12 protein-coding genes are annotated in these 19,843 nt (G+C 71.6%); 4 read left to right on the top strand and 8 right to left on the bottom strand.

All coding sequences use genetic code 11. The annotated features are described in order from the left end of the window. Positions 1–66 precede the first annotated feature (66 nt). Both V7Q31_RS04950 and V7Q31_RS04945 read left to right on the top strand, forming a co-directional pair. Positions 67–702, top strand: a complete 636-nt coding sequence (locus tag V7Q31_RS04950; RefSeq protein WP_333832568.1) for a ParA family protein — start codon at positions 67–69, stop codon at positions 700–702. After that, a complete protein-coding gene (locus tag V7Q31_RS04945) occupies positions 699–2,357 on the top strand; it encodes an AMP-binding protein (RefSeq protein ID WP_333832567.1) in 1,659 nt (552 codons plus the stop codon). Before V7Q31_RS04950 ends, V7Q31_RS04945 begins: the two co-directional genes overlap by 4 nt. Here the strand turns inward: V7Q31_RS04945 and V7Q31_RS04940 are convergent. Both V7Q31_RS04940 and V7Q31_RS04935 read right to left on the bottom strand, forming a co-directional pair. Beyond that, positions 2,345–3,175, bottom strand: coding sequence for a sulfotransferase domain-containing protein (locus V7Q31_RS04940; protein ID WP_333832566.1), 831 nt, complete (start codon positions 3,173–3,175; stop codon positions 2,345–2,347). The genes V7Q31_RS04945 and V7Q31_RS04940 overlap by 13 nt on opposite strands. A 34-nt stretch (positions 3,176–3,209) precedes the next feature. Continuing rightward, positions 3,210–3,695: a hypothetical protein gene (locus tag V7Q31_RS04935; RefSeq protein ID WP_333832565.1), complete on the bottom strand. Its 486-nt coding sequence runs from the start codon at positions 3,693–3,695 to the stop codon at positions 3,210–3,212. 195 nt (positions 3,696–3,890) lie between these two features. Here V7Q31_RS04935 and V7Q31_RS04930 point away from each other — a divergent pair, with 195 nt between their 5' ends. Then, the gene (locus V7Q31_RS04930) at positions 3,891–5,042 is read left to right on the top strand and encodes an alcohol dehydrogenase catalytic domain-containing protein (protein WP_333832564.1); all 1,152 of its coding nucleotides are present in this window, start codon (positions 3,891–3,893) and stop codon (positions 5,040–5,042) included. A gap of 78 nt (positions 5,043–5,120) precedes the next feature. On the opposite strand, the gene V7Q31_RS04925 is transcribed toward V7Q31_RS04930, so the two are convergent. The 6 genes from V7Q31_RS04925 to V7Q31_RS04900 form a co-directional block, all read right to left on the bottom strand. Continuing rightward, the gene (locus V7Q31_RS04925; protein WP_333832563.1) at positions 5,121–5,561 is read right to left on the bottom strand and encodes a hypothetical protein; all 441 of its coding nucleotides are present in this window, start codon (positions 5,559–5,561) and stop codon (positions 5,121–5,123) included. A 52-nt stretch (positions 5,562–5,613) separates the two neighbouring features. Next, positions 5,614–6,831 carry a TsoY family (seleno)protein gene (locus V7Q31_RS04920; RefSeq protein ID WP_333832562.1) on the bottom strand — a complete coding sequence of 406 codons (1,218 nt, stop codon included), beginning with the start codon at positions 6,829–6,831 and terminating at the stop codon, positions 5,614–5,616. A gap of 164 nt (positions 6,832–6,995) precedes the next feature. Further along, positions 6,996–8,180, bottom strand: a complete 1,185-nt coding sequence (locus V7Q31_RS04915; RefSeq protein ID WP_333832561.1) for an ABC transporter permease — start codon at positions 8,178–8,180, stop codon at positions 6,996–6,998. Then, positions 8,177–9,157 carry an ABC transporter permease gene (locus tag V7Q31_RS04910; RefSeq protein WP_333832597.1) on the bottom strand — a complete coding sequence of 327 codons (981 nt, stop codon included), beginning with the start codon at positions 9,155–9,157 and terminating at the stop codon, positions 8,177–8,179. The genes V7Q31_RS04915 and V7Q31_RS04910 overlap by 4 nt, the downstream gene beginning before the upstream one ends. A gap of 226 nt (positions 9,158–9,383) precedes the next feature. Then, positions 9,384–11,276: an ABC transporter substrate-binding protein gene (locus V7Q31_RS04905; protein WP_333832560.1), complete on the bottom strand. Its 1,893-nt coding sequence runs from the start codon at positions 11,274–11,276 to the stop codon at positions 9,384–9,386. Further along, complete coding sequence (locus V7Q31_RS04900; protein ID WP_333832559.1) at positions 11,273–13,024, bottom strand: ABC transporter ATP-binding protein; 1,752 nt, start codon at positions 13,022–13,024, stop codon at positions 11,273–11,275. The genes V7Q31_RS04905 and V7Q31_RS04900 overlap by 4 nt, the downstream gene beginning before the upstream one ends. Before the next feature lie 194 nt (positions 13,025–13,218). Between V7Q31_RS04900 and V7Q31_RS04895 the strand changes: the two genes are divergently transcribed. Further along, positions 13,219–19,842, top strand: coding sequence for a PAS domain S-box protein (locus V7Q31_RS04895; protein ID WP_333832558.1), 6,624 nt, complete (start codon positions 13,219–13,221; stop codon positions 19,840–19,842). The last annotated feature ends 1 nt before the right edge of the window (position 19,843 follow it).

The following is a 19,843-nucleotide window of genomic DNA, read 5'->3' as shown; positions in this document are numbered from 1 at the left end:
GCGCGTCCGAGGGCGTACAGATCGGTCAACAGATCGTTTCAGGCAGGGGTGGAGCCGATGGCCAGCGTGGCGACATTCGCGCAGCAGAAGGGCGGGGCCGGCAAGACGACGCTCCTCACCCAGCTCGCCGTCGCCTGGGCGCAGGAGGGCGTCCGCGTGGCGCTGATCGACCTCGACCCGCAGCGCAGCCTCGCCGCCTGGATCGACGCCCGCGCACGCTCCCGCGCCGAACGGGGGCTGGAGGGAGTGGACTTCCCGTTCTGGGAGAGCTCGGAATGGCGCGCGAGTTCCGACATCCGCCGCGCCAAGGCCGAGGCCGATCTCGTGCTGGTGGACTGCCCCGGCAACGCCGACGTGCTGCTGCGCGCGGCGCTGCGCGAGGCCGATCTGGTCGCCATCCCCGCCCAGCCCTCGGCGCCGGACGCCTGGGCGACGCGGGCCACGCTGAAGATGACCGCACGCGAGGGCGCGCTCGCCCGCGTCGTGCTCAACCGCCTGCCGCCCCGCGGCGGCCCCGGCGCGGAGGTCGAGCGCATCCTGCTCGACAGCGGCGCCGAGCTGACCGCCGCGCGCATCGGCAACCGCATCGCCTTCGCCACGGCCTTCATGGCCGGCGCCGGCGTCACCGAGATCGAGAAGGCCGGAAAGGCCGCCGCCGAGATCGCCGCCCTGCGCGACGAACTCGCCGCAGCGCTGGCATGAGCCTCGCTCCTCCCCTGCATGAGGGCCTGCGCCCCGGCCTCGGCTGGGACGACTTGCGCGCCGCCTTCCGCTGGCGTCTGCCCGCCCGCTTCAACATCGCCGAGGCGCTTGTCGGGGCGCGGGCGCGCGCCGAGCCCGACCGCCTCGCGCTGATCCATCTGCGCGCCGACGGGACGACCGAGCGCTGGCCCCATGGCGAGATCGACCGCCAGGCGCGCCGCCTCGCCAACGCGCTCGCGGCGCAGGGCGTGGGGCGCGGCGACCGTGTGGCGGTGCTGTTGCCGCAATCGCCGCAGACGCTGCTGGTCCACCTCGCCGCCTATCGCCTCGCCGCCATCGTCGTGCCGCTGTTCACCCTGTTCGGCGCCGACGGGCTGCGCTTCCGCCTTCAGGACAGCGGCGCGCGGGCGATCGTGACCGACGCGGCCAACCTGCCCAAGATCGCCGCGATCCGCGACGATCTCCCCGATCTGCGCCTGATCCTGAGCGTCGACGGCGCGGGCGACGACGCCGAGAGCTTCGACGCCCTGCTCGCCCGCGCCTCCGACGCGCAGGACTGCGCCGAGACCGGGCCGGACGATCCGGCCTTCATCTCCTACACCTCCGGCACCACCGGCCCGCCCAAGGGCGCGCTGCACGCGCATCGGGTGATGGCTGGCCACCTGCCGGGCGCGGCCCTCGTGCACGACTTCCCGCCGCAGCCGGGCGATCTGTTCTGGACGCCGGCCGACTGGGCGTGGATGGGCGGCCTGTGCAACGTGCTGATGCCGGCGCTGCACTGGGGCGTCCCCGTCCTGTCGCACCGGATGGAGCGCTTCGACCCCGAGCGCGCGGCGGCGCTGATGGCCGAGTTCGGCGTGCGCTGCGCCTTCCTGCCGCCGACTGCGCTGAAGCTTATGCGCCAGGCCGGCGCGCCCAAGCCCGGCGCTCTCGATCTTCGCACGGTCGGCTCGGGCGGCGAGGCTCTGGGCGCGGAGCTGGTGGAGTGGGGGCGCGAGGCCTTCGGGCTGACGATTGCGGAGTTCTACGGCCAGACCGAATGCAACAAGGTGCTCGCCAACAACGCCCGGATCATGCCGGTGAAGCCCGGCTCGATGGGCCGCCCCGTCCCCGGCCATGACGTCGCGATCATCGACGCGCAGGGGCGGGAACTGCCGCGCGGCGAGACCGGCGAGATCGCGATGCGCCGCGGCTCGCCGGCGATGTTCCTCGAATACTGGGGCCGGCCCGACAAGACAGCCGAAAAATTCGCCGGCGACTGGATGCGCTCGGGCGACGAGGGGACGATGGACGCCGAGGGCTACGTCTTCTTCTCTGGGCGCGGCGACGACGTCATCACGTCATCGGGCTATCGGATCGGGCCGACCGAGATCGAGAATTGCCTCGTCGCGCATGAGGCGGTGGCGCTCGCCGCGGTGATCGGTCTGCCCGACCCGGTGCGCACCGAAGCGGTGACGGCCTGCGTGACGCTGCGCCCCGGATACGCCGCCTCCGACGCGCTGGCCGAGGCGCTGCGGGCCCATGTCCGCGCCCGTCTCAGCCCGCACATGGCGCCGCGCCGGGTGATCTTCGCGCAGACGATGCCGACGACGGCGACCGGCAAGATCATGCGGCGCGAACTGCGCCGGCAGGCGCTCGAGGATCAGACCTCGTAGCCGAGCCGCGCCATGGTCGGTCCAAAGGCTTCGGTCAGCCGGCGCGCCTGCGCTTCCGACAGCGCCTCGCGCCAGCCGCCCGAGGCGCCCTTGCGGAAGAAGCGCTCGGTAGAACCGGGCGTCTCGGAGAAGCCCGCCCGCCCCTCCTCGGCCCGAAGCCGCGCGAAAGCCGTCGCCTCCACCGCCTTGCGCAGATCGACCGGGCGGAACTGCACGCCGAGCGCCGTCAGCATGCCCCCGAAGGCGCGCTTGGGGTCGGCCAGCATGTCCTCGTAGCGCAGGAGGACGACGCCGCGCGGGGGGTTGATGGTCCAGCTGTCGACATGCGCGCCCCAGCTTCCGAGCGCCCAGTAGGCGCCGTTCATCCGGTCGGTCAGCGCGGCGGGATTCAGCATGTGGTCGATCACCGCGTCCGCATCCATCCCGAGATAGCCGCGATAGCTGACCGCCACGTCGCGGGGGTCGCGCACGGCGACGATGGCGGCGCGGGTGACCTCGCCTGCGATGGTGGGCGTCCCGCGCTCGACCCCGAGGAAGTGATGGCACTTGACGAACATGTCCGCCGGGCGGGAGGCGGCGATGGCGGCTTGCGCGCGCGGGCGGACGGCGGCGATCTCGTCGAGCGCGCAGTCGGCGATGGGGCGCTTCAGGAAGGGCTGGAACCACTGGCCGTCGGCGTCCGACGCCTCGAAGGGGCTGCGCGCCGCCAGAAGCCGCGTCGGCGCCGCCCCGGCGCGGATGGCCGCGAAGGCGCGCAGGAACAGCCGGACCCAAGTGTTGCCCGATTTCGGGTAAGAGACGATCCAGACGATTCCCATCAGAAAGCGCCCGTCATCCGGGCCGGCGCGCGCCTCAGAAGTCCCGCCGGGACAGCGCCACGATCATCTCGCCCGTGCCTTCGTCGCGCTTGCCGTAGAGCGTCTCGCCGTCGAGCCAGTATTCGACCTTCACCCGCCCGAAATTCATCCGCAGCCGGCCGTCCTTGTCGATGTGGGCGGTGCGCCGGAAGGCGCTGGCGGGCTTGCCCCATTCGGGCAGCGGCGCATGCGTCTCGATGACCGTCGCAGCCCCCGAGGAGGCGATGTCGAGCACATAAAGGTCGTGGCACCATTTGCCGTTCCACGCCCCGCCGCCCCAGCGCCCCGAGAAGCCGCGCCATTTCGACGGCACGTCCGCGCCGGGCGCTCGGAGCGAAATCTTGTCGAAGATGTCGACCGTGTAGCACGCGTTGTCGCGGGTCAGCGCGAAAGGATCGACCTCCGGGGTCTTCGAACCGTTCGCGCAGCCGGCGGCCACCGCCGCGACCGCCAGCCATGCCCAATGCCGCACCGACGCCACCTCGATCCTCGCCGCGCTCTCAGAGGCGCTTCCGAAGCGGACTTTAGCGCGACCCGCTCCCGAAAGCGAGAGGATGCGCGCGACTGGCCTTTCGTCCTCTGGGCGTGGGACCGCCGAAGGTATACGCTCCGCCACGAGTCGGGGTGGACCCGCCCTCACGCGCCGCAAGCGCCGATCCGCGGGGAGTCGCTGGGAATGATCACACGCGCGGCCATCGCGCGCGCGCCGGGCGCGCCGCTTGAGATCGTCCGACTGCGCCTCGCCGATCCGGGGGCCCATGAGGCGCTGGTCGAGATCAAGGCGGCGGCGATCTGCGCGGCGGACGCCTTCTCCCGCTCCGGCGCCGACCCCGAGGGCGTCTTTCCGATCCTTCTCGGTCATGAAGGCGTCGGGGTCGTGCGGGCGATCGGCCGGCAGGTGCGCACGCTTCGGATCGGCGATCATGTGCTGCTCTCGCCGCCCGCGGAGTGCCGCGCCTGCGCCTATTGCCTGCATCCCAAGACCAATCTCTGCCAGGCGGTGCGCGGCCTGCCGCGCAATGCGCGGCGCGTCGGCGTCTCGGAGGCGTTCCAGACGCTCGACGGCGCGCCGATCCATCGCCGCAGCCCCGCGTCGAGCTTCGCCAATTTCACCGTCGCGCCCGAAGCGACGCTGCTGCGCATCCGCGACGACGCGCCCTTCGAGATGGTCTGCGCGATGGGCTGCGAGGCCTGCGCGAGCCTCGGCGGCCTGTTCCGCCCGGACCGCGTCCGCCCGGGGGCGCGCTGCGTGATCTTCGGCTTCGGCCCGTCGGGGCCGGCGCTGATCGACGCGCTGCGCGGCGCCGGCGCGCTGAGCGTCATCTGCGTCGCCGCCGACCCGCAGGCCCGCGCCCGCGCCCGCGACGCCGGCGCCTGCGCGGCGCTGGCGCCCGACCCCGACCGGCGCTCCGGAGGGGGGGTAGGCGGCGGGATCGCCGGCCTCGGCCTCGCCGGCGAGGTCGCAAGCCTCACCGAGGGGCGCGTGGACTACACCTTCGAGACCACAGGCCGCGTCGCCGCCATGCGGGACGCCCTCGAGATCGCCCGCGCCGGCTGGGGCGAGACGCTCATCGTGGCCGTCGCGCCCGCAATTGACGCCAAACCCGGCGCCGCGCTCGAAGGCCGCGCCTGGAGCGCTTCGGCCCTCGGCGCCCCGCATGAGGGAACAGCCCCGCGCCCCGAGGCGACCCGGCTGATCGACTGGATGATGGAGGGAACGCTCAGCCTCGACGACGCCCGCACCCATCCCCTGCCGCTCGACCGCGTGAACGAGGGCTTCGACCTGCTGCGCGACGACGCCGATCTGCGTCCGATCCTCGTCTACTGAAACGGCGGCTGATCCCTCGGGCCCAAACGAAAAAGGCGCCCGGTCTCCCGGGCGCCCCGTTCACGCGAACTGCTGCGCTCAGAAGCTCATGATCCGCGCGCCCTTGGCGAGCAGCTTCGCCGCCATGGCGGGCGGGGCCGCGACGCCGACGCCGTCGAGCAGCGCCGACTGGTCGGCGCCCTTGTTGGGCAGGTAGATCGCGCAGACTTCGACCACGGCGCCCTTGCCCATCAGCATCTTCATCAGCCCCTGCGGGCTCATGTCGCGCGGCTTCTGCGGCGCAGTTGCGGAGGCCGGCGCCTCCTTCAGGGCGAGATCGCCGCCGGGGCCGCAGAGCAGGATGTGGCTGGCCGCGCCCTGCTCCATCGCCTGCGCGGTCAGCACCATCGCCATCAGCTGGGTCTGCGGCTCGCCCGTCGCCACCATGGTGACGAGGGTGGTCTTGTCGTCCTCCGCCGAGGCCGGGGCCGCAACGAAGGCGGCGGCGGTCAGGGCGAGGGCGGCGAAGAGTTTGCGCATGGAAAAGCTCCTGTGCTTGCGCTTGGGGAACCCGGCCGGGGTGTCAGGGAGATCATTCGGCCGGAGCGGCGACGCCCGCGAACGGGCGGTCGGGGAAGTGGCGCTGCGCCAGACGCAGCACCAGCCAGATCGTCGCGGCTTGCACGACGAGCGCGAGGCCCGAGACCGCCCAGTAGGCGACCCCGAACTTCGCGATTGCGCCGGCGCCGACGAGACCGAGATTGACGAAGAAATGCAGCATCACGCCCAGCGCCACGCCCGGGCAGACCAGCGCCCAGGAGCCCGCCGATACGTCGCGCCCGAAGACGAAGCGGTCGAAATAGCCCTGCCGGCGCAGCACCGCCCAGCCGAGCAGCAGGAAGCCGAGCTGCGCGCTGAGGAAGGTGGCCAGCACCGAGAGGTTGTCGGCGGCGGTGGTCTCGGCCCCGAGATGGGCGTGCGCGCCATGGCCGGTGCGCATCAGCGCGATGCCGAGCACCGTCAGGATCGGCACGCCGATCCAGAGCGAGGGGGCGCTGTCGGCGTCGGCGCCGCGCTCCATCATCGCGCGCAGGCCGAGCATCATCGCGACGGAGCCGACAAGGACGGCGGCCACGATGAAGAAGCTCGCCAGCAGCCAGGAGAGCGCGGCGATCCAGGGCGTCGCGCTCATCGCCGCAGGCGCGGCGAGGCCCACGCCGACCATCGAGAGGGCGAAGGCGGGCAGCATCTGCGTGAAACTGTTGTTCTTCGCGCAGTCGAAGCCACCCTGCGTCAGCACGCGCCCGTAGAAGTCGCCGAGCATCCGCAGCGCCCAGATCCCGATGACGAGAAAGGCCGCGAGCGCCGCCGGGAACAGCCATTCCACGATCGACCACAGGCCGGGGACGAAGACGAGCCCGATGACGAAGCCGACATTGACGCTCATCGCGAGCGTCAGCGGCAGGGCGAGAAGCTGCGTCTCGGCGTTGCCCCGGCGCAGCGCCGCGCCGGCCGGCGTGGCGGCGAAACGGCGGTATTCGGCGATGTTCCAGACCAACAGGCGGACATGCAGCAGCGCGAACACGGCGACCCCGAGCACCGCGACCGCCGTGGCGATCTGAAGCGGCAGCGCGCCGCTGGAGAGCGCCGCCGCGACATCCTCGAAAGTCGGGACCGGGCGGCCCTCATGCGGGACCCAGAACATCAACCAGACGAAGAAATTCGCCGTCAGCCCGCCCGCGCCGAGCGCGGCGAGGAAATAGAGCGGCGAGTAGCGCTCGCCGAGCGCGTGCGGCATTCGCAGAGCCATGAGGGCGCCTCCCTGGTCAGGTCCCGTTCCGCGCGCCAAAGGCGACCGGCGAAGTCGGGTTTGCCCCTGAATGCCGCAGCACGGCGCGCCGCCCATTGATCGAGATCAATTCCGGGTCGATTTCACGGCAAGTTTTTGTGGATCGAAGGGGGTTGCGAATCGGCTCAGGAATACGGGTCGAGCGCGTCGCGCAGCCCGTCGCCGAGGAAGCTGAAGGCGAGGACCACCATCATCACCGGCGCGAGCGGCGCCAGCAGCCACGGATAAATTTCGACCACCGTCAGATCGAGCGCGTCGTTGAGCATCAGCCCCCACGACACCGCAGGCGCGCGCAGGCCAAGGCCGAGGAAGGACAGCGCCGTCTCGCCGAGGATCATCGTCGGCACGGCGAGCGCGGCCGACGCCACCAGATGGCTCATGAAATTGGGGATCATGTGCGCCCAGACGATGCGGTGCGGCGACGCCCCCATCAGCTCCGCCGCCTGCACGTAGTCCTCGCGCCGCAGCGCCAGGAATTTCGAGCGCACCGCGCGCGCGAGGCCCGGCCAGTCGAGCAGGCCCAGAATGATCGAGATCATGAAGAACACCGAGACCGGCCCCCAGGCCGGCGGGATCGCCGCCGAGAGCGCGAGCCAGATCGGCAACTCCGGCAGCGATCGCACGATCTCGATGGCGCGGCTGACGCCGGCGTCGACCCAGCCGCCGAAGAAGCCCGCCGCCCCGCCAAGCGCGAGGCCGATGGCGAAGCTGACCAAAACGCCGATCAGCCCCACCGTCAGCGACAGCTGCGCGCCGTACATGATCCGGCTGTGCACGTCGCGGCCCAGCCGATCCGTCCCCAGCAGGAAGAAGTCGTGGCCTTCGGGCGCGCAGAGCACGCGGAAATCGGTCTCGAACACGCCGAGAAACCGGTGAGGCGTCCCGCAGCGCGTGAAGAAACGCAAGGGCAGCGGCGTCGAGAGGTCGATCTCCGTCTCGTTCTGGAAGGTGTCGAGGTTGAGCGTCTCGCTCGTGGCGTAAGTGTGCGGGCCGATGAAGGCGCCCTCGTGGAACAAGCGCACCATCTGGGGGGCGGCGTAGATGCGGTCCTCGTTGCGCTCGGTGTGCAGATAGGGCGCGAAGAAGCCGATGAAGGGCAGCGCCAGATAGATCGCCAGCAAATAGACCCCGCAGGCGACCGCCAGCCGATGGCGCAGGAAGCGCCGCGCGATCAACGTCCAGGCCGGCGCGTCGAGATCGGCGCGCGCGCCGGCGCCGGGGTCGAAGCGCGGATCGTCCGCGCTGTCCGAGACGAAATGCGCGTCCGGGTCGCCAGCGGCGCGCGGGTCGGAGGCGAAACGCCAGTTCATCGCGCGAGCCTGATGCGAGGGTCGAGCAGCGCCAGCAGCAGGTCGGAGACCAGCATCCCCACCAGCGTCAGCGCCGAGACGAAGAGCAGGATGAAGCCGGCGAGGAAGATGTCCTGGCTCTTGAGCGCGGCCAGCAACACCGGCCCGATGGTCGGCAGGCTCATCACCACCGACACCAGCACCGAGCCCGACACAAGCTGCGGCAGCAGATTGCCGATGTCGGCGACGAAGGGGTTGAGCGCCATGCGCAGCGGATAGCGGATCAGCGCCTGAGTCGGCGGCGCGCCTTTGGCGCGGGCGGTCTGGACGTAGGGTTTGCCGAGTTCGTCAAGCAGATTGGCGCGCAGCCGGCGCGACATCGCGGCCATGCCGGCGGTGCCGATCACGATCACCGGCGCGATGAGATGCAGGAGGATCGAGCCGAGCTTGGCGAGGCTCATCGGCTCGTCGATGAATTCGGACGCCATGCCGCCGCCGATCGGCAGCCCGACCGCCTTGTTGCCGTAATACATCAGCACCAGCGCCAGCAGGAAATTCGGCGTGGCGAGCCCGACATAGCCGATGAAGGCGGCGAGCCGGTCGATCCAGCTGTTCGCCTTCACCGCCGAGATCACCCCGAGCGGCAGCGCCGTGACGTAGACGAACAGCACCACCGCGAGGTTGAGCCCGATGGTGAAGGCCATGCCTTCGGCCACCACCTCGGCGACCGGGCGGTCGAGTTCGAAGCTGTGGCCGAAATCGCCCTGCAACAGGCCCGAAAAACCGTCCGGCCCCGGCCAGATTCCCATCCACACGCCGAACTGTTCGAGCAGCGGTCGGTCGAGCGCGTATTCGCGCATCAGAAACTCGGCCTGCGCGACGCCCGACTCCTGCCCGCTCGCCCGCAGCTCGGCGATCTGGTTGGACAGGTAGTCGCCGGGCGGCAGGTTGATGATGAAGAAGATCAGCGCCGCGATGACGATCAGCGTGCCGAGCATCGTCCAGAGCCGAAGGATCACATAGCGCAGGAGCGCCGAACTGCTCCGCCTCAGCGCGACCAGCGCGCCGAGCAGCAGCGCCCAGCCCCAGATCGGCGTCGGCCCGGGCCAGAGGATGGTCGCCACCGCCGCAATCATGAGCGCGAGCCCGATCGGCCCCATGACGCGCCGCGTCTCGGGGCTCAGCTGCGTCGAGGGCAGGCGGGCGCGCAGCGGCATGGGCGCGTCACTCGGCATGAAACAGCTCGTCTATGCGGTGGACGCCGAAATGACCGCCCGGCTCCCAGGCGAACACCGCCTCCTCGGGCAGGTTGCGTAGAGACTTAGATACGACCACAGGCTGCGGCGCGGAGGACAGGAGCCCGATCGCGAAGACCTGATCGGCCTGGATGGCGAGGATTTCGCGCCAGGCGGCGGCCCGGCCTTCGTCGTCCGCCGCGGCGCTCCACATCCGCCACAGCTCCATCAGCCGGGCGCCCTCCGGCGTGTCGGGGGCCTCGCCGGATGCGCCGTCGGTCTGAAAATGCTGCCCCCAGGCCGGCCAGGAGAAAACCGACTGGTCGACCGGGGTCGTCTCGGTCGGGGCGGCGTCCGCCGTCGGCACGCCGACGTTCCAGCCGAACCAGGCGGGCATCATCGACTGGCCGGCGAAGACGCGGTTGCGCAGGATGTCGCGGTCGAGCGGGCGGAACACCAGCTTCACGCCGATCTCGGCCCACATCTCGGCGATGAGCTCGAGCGCGTCGAGCTCCTCGCGCCGCTCGCCCGCCGTCTCGACCACCACGTCGAGCCGGCGCCCGTCGGGCAACACGCGGAATCCCCCCGGCCCCTCCGCCAGCCCCATCTCGTCGAGCAGCGCGCGCGCGGCGCCGGGGTCGTAGGCCGCCCAGGCCTGCGCGTGCTCGGGGTCGAAGAACGGGCTCTCGGGCAGCGCCGCCATGTTCACCGGGCGCGCAAGCCCGAAAAAGAGCGAGCGGTTGAGCGTCTTGCGGCTTATCCCGAGGCTGAGCGCGCGGCGGAAGCGCACGTCGCGCAACACCGCGCGCCAGACCGGGTCTGCGACGGTGAGGTTGGGGTAGAGCGCGATCTCCGCACCGTAGCCGGAGGTCCACAGATGCATGCGGTAGCCGCTCGACGCCTCGCCCCGGCGCAGCACCGGCGCGTCGCCCAGCGACAGGCCGCGCGCCTGAAGGTCGCTCTCGCCGCGATTGGTCTTGGCCGGGATCAGCCCGCCCGCGGCGACCGTCATCTCGATCTCGTCGACATAGGGCAATTGCAGGCCGCGCGCGTCGACCCGATGGTAGAAGGGATTGCGCCGCAGCACGTAGCGCTGGCTGTTGGACGGGGTGACGTTCATCCAGGGCTCGAGCGTCGGCAACTCGGGATTGTCGAAATCGTAGAGATTGTCGCGCCGGTTGTGCAGCGCCGCCCAACTGCGCACGCCGGCCTGCGCCACGAGCCCCGCCAGCGCCTCGGGATCGGCGTGATCGGCGTGAAAGCGCTTCAGCGCATGGGCGGGGCGGTAGATGTAGAGCGGGCGGGCGCCGGCCAGCGCCGGCAGGAAGCGCGGATTGGGCGCGTCCCAGGCGAAGCGGATCGCGGTCTCGCTCAGGATGGCCACCTGCGGCGCCTTCCCATCCACCAGCAGCTGCGCGGGCGGACCCGAGGGCGAAAGCTCGGGATGGTTGGCGACATCCTCCCACCAGTAGCGGAAATCGTCGGTGGTGAAGGGCGCGCCGTCCGACCAGCGATGCCCCGGCCGCAGGCGCAGGGTGAAGACGCGGCCGCCCTCGACCTCGACCGCCTCCAGAATGTCGGGAACCAGCCGGTAGTCCGCATCGTAGCCTACGAGCCGCGCATAGCCGTAGACCGAAGCCATCCGCACGTCGCGGGCGCGGGCGATCAGCGTGCGGATGCGCCCGCCCTGCCGCCCGAACTCCCGCCCTTTCGCCGCCAGATCGACGACCAGCGGCGACTTCGGCAGGCGCTCGGCGACCGGCGGGAGCGCGCCTTGCGCGACGGCCTCCGCCAGCGCGGGCGTCTCGCGCAGCTCAAGCGCCGCCGCAGGCGCGGCCAGCAGGGCGCAGAGCGCCAGCGCAAGGGCGCGCGCGCCCCTCACGCCGCGCACCGCACGAAATGCCGCGGCGCCATCTCGCGCAGCGCCGGGACCGCCTCGGGGCCGTAGCCGAAAGGTTCGGGCCAGCTCTCGGGCTCGCCCGCCCCCTGCGCCACCAGCTTGAGGTCGAGCTTGCGCGCCAGATCCGGCTCCGGCGAGGCGGCGAGCAGCGCGCGGGTGTAGGGGTGGATCGGATCGGCCAACAGCCGCGCAGAGGGACCAGCCTCGACCACCCGCCCCCGCCGCATCACCGCCACCTGATCGGCCAGCGCCGCGACCACCGCGAGGTCGTGGCTGATGAAGAGATAGGACAAGCCGAACTCCTGTTGCAGCGCGCCCAGCAGCTCCAGCACCTGCGCCTGCACCGACACGTCGAGCGCGCTGGTCGGCTCGTCGCAGACCAGCAGCTCCGGCTGCAGCGCGAGCGCCCGCGCGATCGAGATGCGCTGCCGCTGCCCGCCCGAGAAGGCGTGCGGATAGCGCCCCAGCATGTCCGGCGACAGCCCGACCTTGCGCAGCAATTCCGCCGCCCGCTCGCGCTGCGCCGAGGGATCGCCGACGCCGTGCACCCGCAGCGGCTCGGTGAGGATGTCGCGGATCGTCATGCGCGGGCTGAGGGCTGCGAACGGGTCCTGGAACACCATCTGCGCGCGCCGGCGGAACTGCTTGAGCGCCGCGCCCCGCAGCGCCGGCACGTCGAGCTCCGCCCCGTCGGCGCCGCGGAACCGGATCTCTCCGCCCGGATCGGGCGCTTCCGCCCCGAGCGCCAGCCGCGCCACCGTGGTCTTGCCCGAACCGCTTTCGCCCACCAGCGCCAGCGTGCGCCCGCGCTCGAGCGTCAGCGAGATGTCCGCCGCCGCGACCACCGCCCGGCCGTCGCGCCCGCCATAGGTCTTGCCGACGTCGCGCAGGGCGAGGATCGGATCGACCCCCGCGCCCGCCGCGCGCCGCCCCGCGGCGATCGCCGAGGCCGCGATCAGCCGGCGCGTGTAGCCATGGCCGGGCGCCCCCAGCACGGCGGAGACCGGCCCCGATTCGACCACCTCGCCCGCCCGCAGCACCGTCACCGTGTCGGCGACATTGGCCACGACCCCCAGATCATGGGTGATCAGCAGCACCGCCATGCCGGTCTCCTCCTGCAGACGGCGGATCAGGTCGAGCACGACGGCTTGGGTGGTGACGTCGAGCGCCGTGGTCGGCTCGTCGGCGATCAGCAGCGAGGGCCGGCACACCATCGCCATCGCGATCATCGCGCGCTGGCGCAGGCCGCCCGACAGCTCGAACGGATAGGCCCGCCACGCCCGCTCCGCGTCGGGAAAGCCGACTTCGGCGAAGGTCTCGAGGCAGCGCGCCTTCGCGGCGCGGGCGTCGAGATCGCTGTGCAGCCGCACCGCCTCCACGACCTGCGCGCCGACCGTGTGCAGCGGCGACAGCGCGCTCATCGGTTCCTGAAACACCATCGCGACGCGGTCGCCGCGCAGCCTGCGCAGCTCCGGTTCCGACAGCGCCAGCAGATCGACCGGCGTCTCGCGGTCCGACAGCAGGGCGGTCCCGCCCAGCACGGTCGCGCCGCGCGGCAGGATGCCGAGCAGCGCCTTGCCGGTGAGCGTCTTGCCCGAGCCCGATTCGCCGACGATCGCGCGCGTCTCGCCGCTGCGCGCCGACAGCGACACGCCGCGCAGCGCCGGCTGCGCCGCGCCGGCGAAGCCGATCGTCAGGCCTTCGACCCGCAGCACAGGCCCAGCGCTCATCGGTCCTCCACAAGCCCCATGGCCCCGCACGTCGAGCGTAGCCGCGCAGACGCGCCGCGCAACGCTTTCATGCCCGAGCTTTGCGACAGTAGTCGCCTCGCCCGCCGCGGAAAGACCGGCTACCGTGTCGCCGACCCCCGTAAGTCCGCGTTAACGCCCGGACCCCTATCACCGCCTGCGGGAGACTCCGGACCGTGACCCACCGCCTCGCCGACGACCTTCAGGACGCGCTTCTCGCCGCGCTGCCCATCGGCGCGGCGCTGCTCGAGCCGTTGCGCGAGGACGGCGGTCGGATCGCGGACTTCCGAATCGCCGCGCTCAACGACGCCGCGAAGGCCCTGCTCGGCGCGGGCGCCGCCACCGCGGCCGGCGGTCGCCTGCGGGCGCTCTGCCCGAGCATGGCCGACGAGGCGCTGTTCGCGCGTCTCGCGGCCGTCGCCGAAGGCGGGCCGCCCGTCGACTTCTCCGAGCGGTGCGACGCCGCGGCCCGGGCCCCGAAGCTGGCCATCCGCGCGGCGCCTTTCGACGGGCGGGTGCTCGCGACGTTCCATGCGCCGGAGGGCGAGGAGTCCGCCCTCGCCCAGCGCCTCGAACTCGCGATGCGGACCGGGCGCATCGGCGTGTGGGAGCTGTGGCCGGCGGAGTACCGCTCGTCCTGGAACGCCGAGGAATGCGCGATCATGGGCGTCGACCCGGCCGATCTGACCGGCACGCCCGACGATTTCCTCGCCCGCGTCGCCCCCGAGAACGCCGATCTGGTCGATCGCGCCTTCCGCGTGCTGGCCGAGACCGACGACTATCTCAACACCGGACGGATCGTCCGACCCGACGGCGAGACCCGCTGGATCCGCGAGCACGCACGCGTGCTGACGCGCGACGCCGCCGGCGCGCCGCTGCACGTGCTCGGCGTCAGCCAGGACGTCACCGAGGAGCGCGAGGCGCGGCTGCGCGCCGAAGAAGCCGAGCGCAGGCTCGACATCGCCGTGCGCGCTGGCCGCATCGGCGTGTGGGAGCTCTGGCCGCAGCGCGGCGAGGCGCGCTGGAACGCCACGAAATGCGAGATCCTCGGCGTCGATCCGACCGACGTCGCCGACCGGGTCCTCCCGGTCCACGCGCTGCCGGTCGGCGGAACCGACGAGCTGCTGCGCAGATTCGCCGAAAGCTTCGCAAAGGCCGACGAGCTGCGCGACGTCACCATCGCCACCGGGCCGGACGGGCGCGAGCGCGCGATGTTGGCGCATGCCCGCACGGTCGCGCGCGACGCCCAGGGAGCGCCCACGCATGTGCTCGGCGTCAGCCTCGACGTCACCGCCGAATTCACCGCCCAGCGCCGCGCCGAAGCCGCCGAACGCCGGCTGCGCGAGGCGATCGAGGCGCTGCCCGACGGCTTCGCGCTTTACGACTCAGACGACCGGCTGGTGCAGTGCAATCAGCGCTATCGCGAGATCTACGACCGCAGCGCCGGCCTGCTCGAGCCCGGCGTCGCGTTCGAGACCGTGCTGCGCGACGGCGTCGCGCGCGGCCAGTATCCGCGCGCCGTCGGTCGCGAAGAGGCGTGGCTCGCCGAGCGCCTCGCCTCCCATTGCGAAGCGGCGAGCGACGTCGAGCACGAAATGCCCGGCGACCGCTGGCTGCGAATCGTCGAGCGGCGCACCGCCGGCGGCGACCGGGTCGGCTTCCGCATCGACGTCACCCCCCTCAAGCGCGCGCAGCGGCGCGCCGAGACCGCCGAGGCGCGGCTGATGGCCGCGCTCGACGCGATGCCCTTCGGCTTCGTGATCTACGACGCCGAAGGCCGGCTCGCGATGTGCAACGAGCAGTATCGCGCCCTCTCGCCTGAAGGCGCGTCGGCGATGCAGATCGGCGCGCGCTACGAGGACATTCTTCGGGAAGGGGTCGAGAACGGCGAGTATCCCGGCATCGACGATCCAGAGGCCTGGGTCGCCGAGAAGCTGCGCCGCCAGACCGCGGGCGCCTCGGACACGGTCGAGACCCGCTCGGGCGACCGCCACATCCGCTGCATCGCAGCCCAGAGCGCCACGGGCGACCATGTCGGCTTCCGCGTCGATCTGACGGCCGAAGTCCGCCGGCAGCGCGCGCTCGAACGCAGCACCGCCGAACTCGGGGAACGCGAGCGCGAACTGGCCGGCTTCTTCGACCTCTCGCTCGACATGCTGGGGATCGCCTCGCTCGACGGTCGGTTCCTACGGGTCAACCGCGCCTGGGCCGACGCGCTCGGCTGGCCGCTCGAAGAGCTGACCGGCGCGAGATATCTCGACTTCATCCATCCCGACGACGTCGAGCGCACCCTGGCGGAGATGGAGCGGCTGCGCGGCGGCGGCGGCGTCGCCGATTTCGTGAATCGCTACCGCCGCGCCGACGGAAGCTATCGCTGGATCGAATGGCGCAGCGCGCCGAGCGCCGCCGACCTCGTCTATTTCGTCGCCCGCGACGTGACCGAACGTGTCCGCGAGGACGAGCGCCGCGCTGCGCGCGCGGCGCAGGAGCGGGTCTTCGCCGAGAGCATGGCGCTGGCCCTGCAACCCACCGGCGTCGACGTCTTCCTGCGCGACGCGCTTGATCTGCTGATCGAGACGACGCCATGGCTGAAGGCGGAGGACCGCGGCGCGGTCTTCGTCGCCGAGCAGGGCGCGGAGAGCGCCGCGCCCGCCCTGCGGCTCGCGGCGTCGCGCAATCTGCCGGCGGAGATCGAAGGCATGTGCGCGCATGTGGCCTTCGGCGACTGCCTGTGCGGGCGCGCCGCCCAGTCTCAGGCGAGCTTCCATGACGGGTCGGCCTCGTCGCGCCACGACCTGCGCTATCCGGGGATGGAGGATCACGGCCACTATGTGACGCCGATCCTGCACGGGCCGCGCACGCTGGGCGTGCTGATGCTCTACCTCGCGCCCGGCCACCCGCCCGACCAGGCCGAGACCGCGTTTCTCGAACGCGTCGCGGGCGTTCTGGCGCTCGGGCTGAACCAGCGCCGGCTGATCGACGAAGCGCAGGCGGCGCGGCGGCGGGCCGAGCAGGCGCTGTCGGAGCTCTCGACCTATCAGGTCGCGCTCGACGCGCATGCGATCATCTCGGCCACCGACCGCGACGGGACCATCGTGTCGGTCAACCGGCGGTTCTGCGAGGTCAGCGGCTATCGCGCGGCGGAGCTGATCGGCCAGACACACCGCATCGTGAACTCCGGCGTCCATCCGCCCGAGCACTGGGAGCGGCTCTGGGGCGCCATCTCCTCCGGCGTCGCCTGGCACGGCGAAGTTTGCAGCCGCGCCAAGGACGGCGCGCTCTACTGGTGCGACACCACCATCATCCCGGTGCGCGACGCCGACGGCGCGATCGACCGCTACGTCGCGATCCGCTTCGACGTCACCGACCGCATGCGCATGGCGCAGCAGCTCGAATCGGCCAACGCGCAATTGCGCCAGGTCGCCGAAATCTCCCGCGTCGGCGGCTGGGAGTTCGACCCGGAGGCGGACGCCCTGCGCTGGGACGCCATCGCCTGCGGGATACTGGACCTCGACCCCGGAGGGGTCTTCAGCCGCGCAGACGTCGAGAGGCTCAGCCTTCCCGAAGCGGCGCCGATCGCCCTCGCCGCGCTGGACGCCTGCCGCGACCGCGGCGAAGCGTTCGATCTCGAGCTGCCCGCACGCACCGCCTCGGGCCGGGCGATCTGGCTCCGCGCCATGGGCCGGCCGGTGCGCGAGGGCGACCGCATCGTCCGCGTCGCCGGGATCATCCAGGACGTCACCGAGCGCAAGCAGCGCGACGTCTTGGCCGAGCGGCTGCAGGCGCGCTTCGAGGCGATCTTCGACAACAGCGACGCGGTGATCTTCCTCAAGCGCCGCAGCGGCGAATTCGTGCTCGGCAACCGCCAGTTCCTCGACCAGCTCGGCGTCCCCGACATCGCGGGCAAGACCGACCGCGACTTCATGCCCGCCGCCGAGGCCGACGCGCTCGCCGCCGTCGAGCGCGAGGTCTTCGAGACCGGCGAGCCGCGGCAGGTAGAGGACGAGGTGGTGCGCCCGGACGGGACGCGCCGCGTCTTCGCCTCGTCGAAATTCCTGATCCCCGACCCGGAAGTTGGCGAGGACCTGCTCTGCGTCATCGCCGCCGACATCACCGAGCAGAAGCGACGCGCGCGCGAAGTGGAGCAGTTGCGCGCCCGTTTCGAGGCGGTGTTCGAGAACGCCGCCTCGCCGATGTTCCTCAAGCGCAGGGATGGGACGTTCATCGTCGCCAACCGGCTGTTCCGCGCCAGCTTCGGCATCGAAGACGTCCGCGGGTTGCGCACCGCCGACCTCCTGCCCCCGACCATCGCTCCGGAGGTGGAGGCGCGGGACCAGGAGATATTCTCGACGCGAACGCCGACGACCGTCGAAGAAGCCATCGCGTTGCCCAATGGCGAGACGCGGCACGTCCTCGCCAACCGCTTCCTCGTGCCCGACCCGGAGACAGGCGAGGATGCGCTGTGCTACGTCGCCGCCGACATCACAGACCGGCTCCAACGCGAGCGCGAAATCGAGCGGCTCAACGAGCGGGTGCGCACGGTCTTCGACAACACCGACGCCGTGATCTTCCTCAAGCGCCGCGACGGGCGCTATGTGATGACCAACCGGCGCTTCCACGACAATCTCGGCCTCGACAGCGTCGAAGGCATGACCAACGCCGATCTGTTCCCCCCCGAGGTCGCCGCCCGGCAGGACGCGAACGAACAGGCGGTGTTCGAGAGCGGCGAGCCCTTCCGCGACGAGGAGGTCCTGCGCCTGCCCTCGGGCGAGGAGCAGCATTACCTCACCTCCAAATTCCTCGTGCCCGATTTCGAGACCGGCGAGATGCTGCTTTGCGGGGTGGCCGCCGACATCACCGTCCAGAAGCTGCGCGAGCAGGAGAACCTGAACCTGCGCGCCCGGTTCGAAGCGGTGGTTGAGAACGCCGAGGCCGCGATCTTCCTCGTCCGGCGCGACGGGCGCTATGTGAGCGCGAATCGCAAGTTCCTCGACCTGCACGGCTGCGCAGCGCGCGGCGTCGCGGAGCTGCGCACCTCGGACCTGTTCCTGCCCGAGCTCGCGGCGGCGCTCGACGCCGAGGATGCGGAGGTTTTCCGCACGGGCCGACCGATGCAGACCGAGCGCGAAGCGGTTCTGCACGACGGCGCGCGGCGGCATTTCCACACGGCGAAATTCCTCGTGCCCGACGCGGAGACGGGCGAGATCGTGCTCTGCGGCATCGCCACCGACGTCACCGCCCAGCGCGGCCGCGAAATCGAGAACCAGAAGCTGCGCGCCCGCTTCGAGGCGATCTTCGAGAACTCCGACAGCGCGATCTCGCTGCGCACCCGCGACAACCGCGTCGTCGCGGCCAACGGGCGGATGCTGCGCATCTTCGGGCGCAGCGCCTTCGATCCGGACTCGGACACCGACTACGCCCCCGAGCCGGTGCGCCGCATGCTGCAGGCCTCGCTCGACCGCGTGTTCGCCGACGGCGCGCCGGAGCGGATCGAGGAGAGCTTCGAGGACCATGAAGGCCGCCGCCGCGACTTCCTCGTCTCGCGTTCGCTGATCGACGACCCGGCGGAGGGCCAGCACCTCCTCTGCTCCATCGCCACCGAGATCACCGAGCTCAAGGACCTCCAGGCCTCGCTCGAGGAGAGCCGCCGCGAGGCCGAGCGCGCCAACGCCGCCAAGTCGAGCTTCCTCGCCACGATGAGCCACGAGATCCGCACGCCGATGAACGGGGTGATAGGCATGGCGGCGCTCCTTCGCCACAAGATCGCCGACCCCGAGCTGGGCCGCATGGCGGGCGTGATCCACCAGTCCGGCGAAGCGCTGATGACGCTGCTCAACGACATTCTCGACTTCTCAAAGATCGAGGTCGGCAAGCTGACGCTGGAGGAGGCCGCCTTCCGCCCCGACGCGCTGGCCCGCCGCGTCGCCGACGTGCATGAGCTGAAGGCGCGCGAGAAGGGGCTGCGTTTCGACATCCGCGTCGCCGACGCCGCGAAGGCGCCCCGGATCGGCGATTCGCACCGCATCCAGCAGATGCTGCACAACCTGCTCGGCAATGCGCTCAAATTCACCGACGCCGGCGCCGTCGCACTGGAAATCGACGCCGAGGGCCCCGGCGCGCCGCTGCGCCTGTCCGTGCGCGACACCGGCGTCGGCATGACCCCGGAGCAGGCCGCGCGCATCTTCGACGAGTTCACCCAGGCCGACGCCAGCACCACCCGCCGCTTCGGCGGCACCGGGCTGGGGCTCGCCATCGTGCGCAGCCTCGCCGAGGCGATGGGAGGCGGCGTCGCGGTCGAGAGCGCCCCGGGCGAAGGCTCGACTTTCACGCTGACGCTGCCCCTGCCCGCCGCCGACGAGACGCCCGAGCCTGCGGCGCGTACGGCTGCGACTGAGGAGGCCCTGGTCCCGCCTGGCCTGCGGGTGCTCGCAGCCGACGACAACGAGATCAACCGCATCGTGCTGAAGGCGCATCTCGACGCGCTCGGCGTGGCCGTTGAGGTGGTGGAGGGCGGGCGGGCGGCGGTCGAGCGGAGCCGCGCCGGCGGTTACGACATCCTGATGCTCGACATCTCGATGCCCGATCTCGACGGCTTCGAGGCGCTCGCCGAAATCCGCCGCGAGGAGGCCGCGCGCGGCGCCGCCCCCGTCCCCGCCATCGCCGTCACCGCCCATGCGATGAAGACCCAGATCGAGACGTTCCTCGGCGCGGGTTTCGACGCCCATCTCGGCAAGCCGCTGCGCCGCGACCAGCTGATCGACCGGCTGCGCGCCTACGCGCCCTCGCGCGTCGAGACCTGAC

Source organism: Rubrimonas sp. (assembly GCF_036788415.1).
Classification (GTDB): Bacteria; Pseudomonadota; Alphaproteobacteria; order Rhodobacterales; family Rhodobacteraceae; genus Rubrimonas.
This window is presented reverse-complemented; position numbering and strand designations above follow the sequence as displayed.

Excerpts from the sequence above, each read along its gene's own strand:
- V7Q31_RS04945 (WP_333832567.1), top strand. The coding sequence starts at position 699 with ATGAGCCTCGCTCCTCCCCTGCATGAGGGCCTGCGCCCCGGCCTCGGC.
- V7Q31_RS04940 (WP_333832566.1), bottom strand. The coding sequence starts at position 3,175 with ATGGGAATCGTCTGGATCGTCTCTTACCCGAAATCGGGCAACACTTGG.
- V7Q31_RS04930 (WP_333832564.1), top strand. The coding sequence starts at position 3,891 with ATGATCACACGCGCGGCCATCGCGCGCGCGCCGGGCGCGCCGCTTGAG.
- V7Q31_RS04925 (WP_333832563.1), bottom strand. The coding sequence starts at position 5,561 with ATGCGCAAACTCTTCGCCGCCCTCGCCCTGACCGCCGCCGCCTTCGTT.
- V7Q31_RS04920 (WP_333832562.1), bottom strand. The coding sequence starts at position 6,831 with ATGGCTCTGCGAATGCCGCACGCGCTCGGCGAGCGCTACTCGCCGCTC.
- V7Q31_RS04915 (WP_333832561.1), bottom strand. The coding sequence starts at position 8,180 with ATGAACTGGCGTTTCGCCTCCGACCCGCGCGCCGCTGGCGACCCGGAC.
- V7Q31_RS04910 (WP_333832597.1), bottom strand. The coding sequence starts at position 9,157 with ATGCTCGGCACGCTGATCGTCATCGCGGCGCTGATCTTCTTCATCATC.
- V7Q31_RS04900 (WP_333832559.1), bottom strand. The coding sequence starts at position 13,024 with ATGAGCGCTGGGCCTGTGCTGCGGGTCGAAGGCCTGACGATCGGCTTC.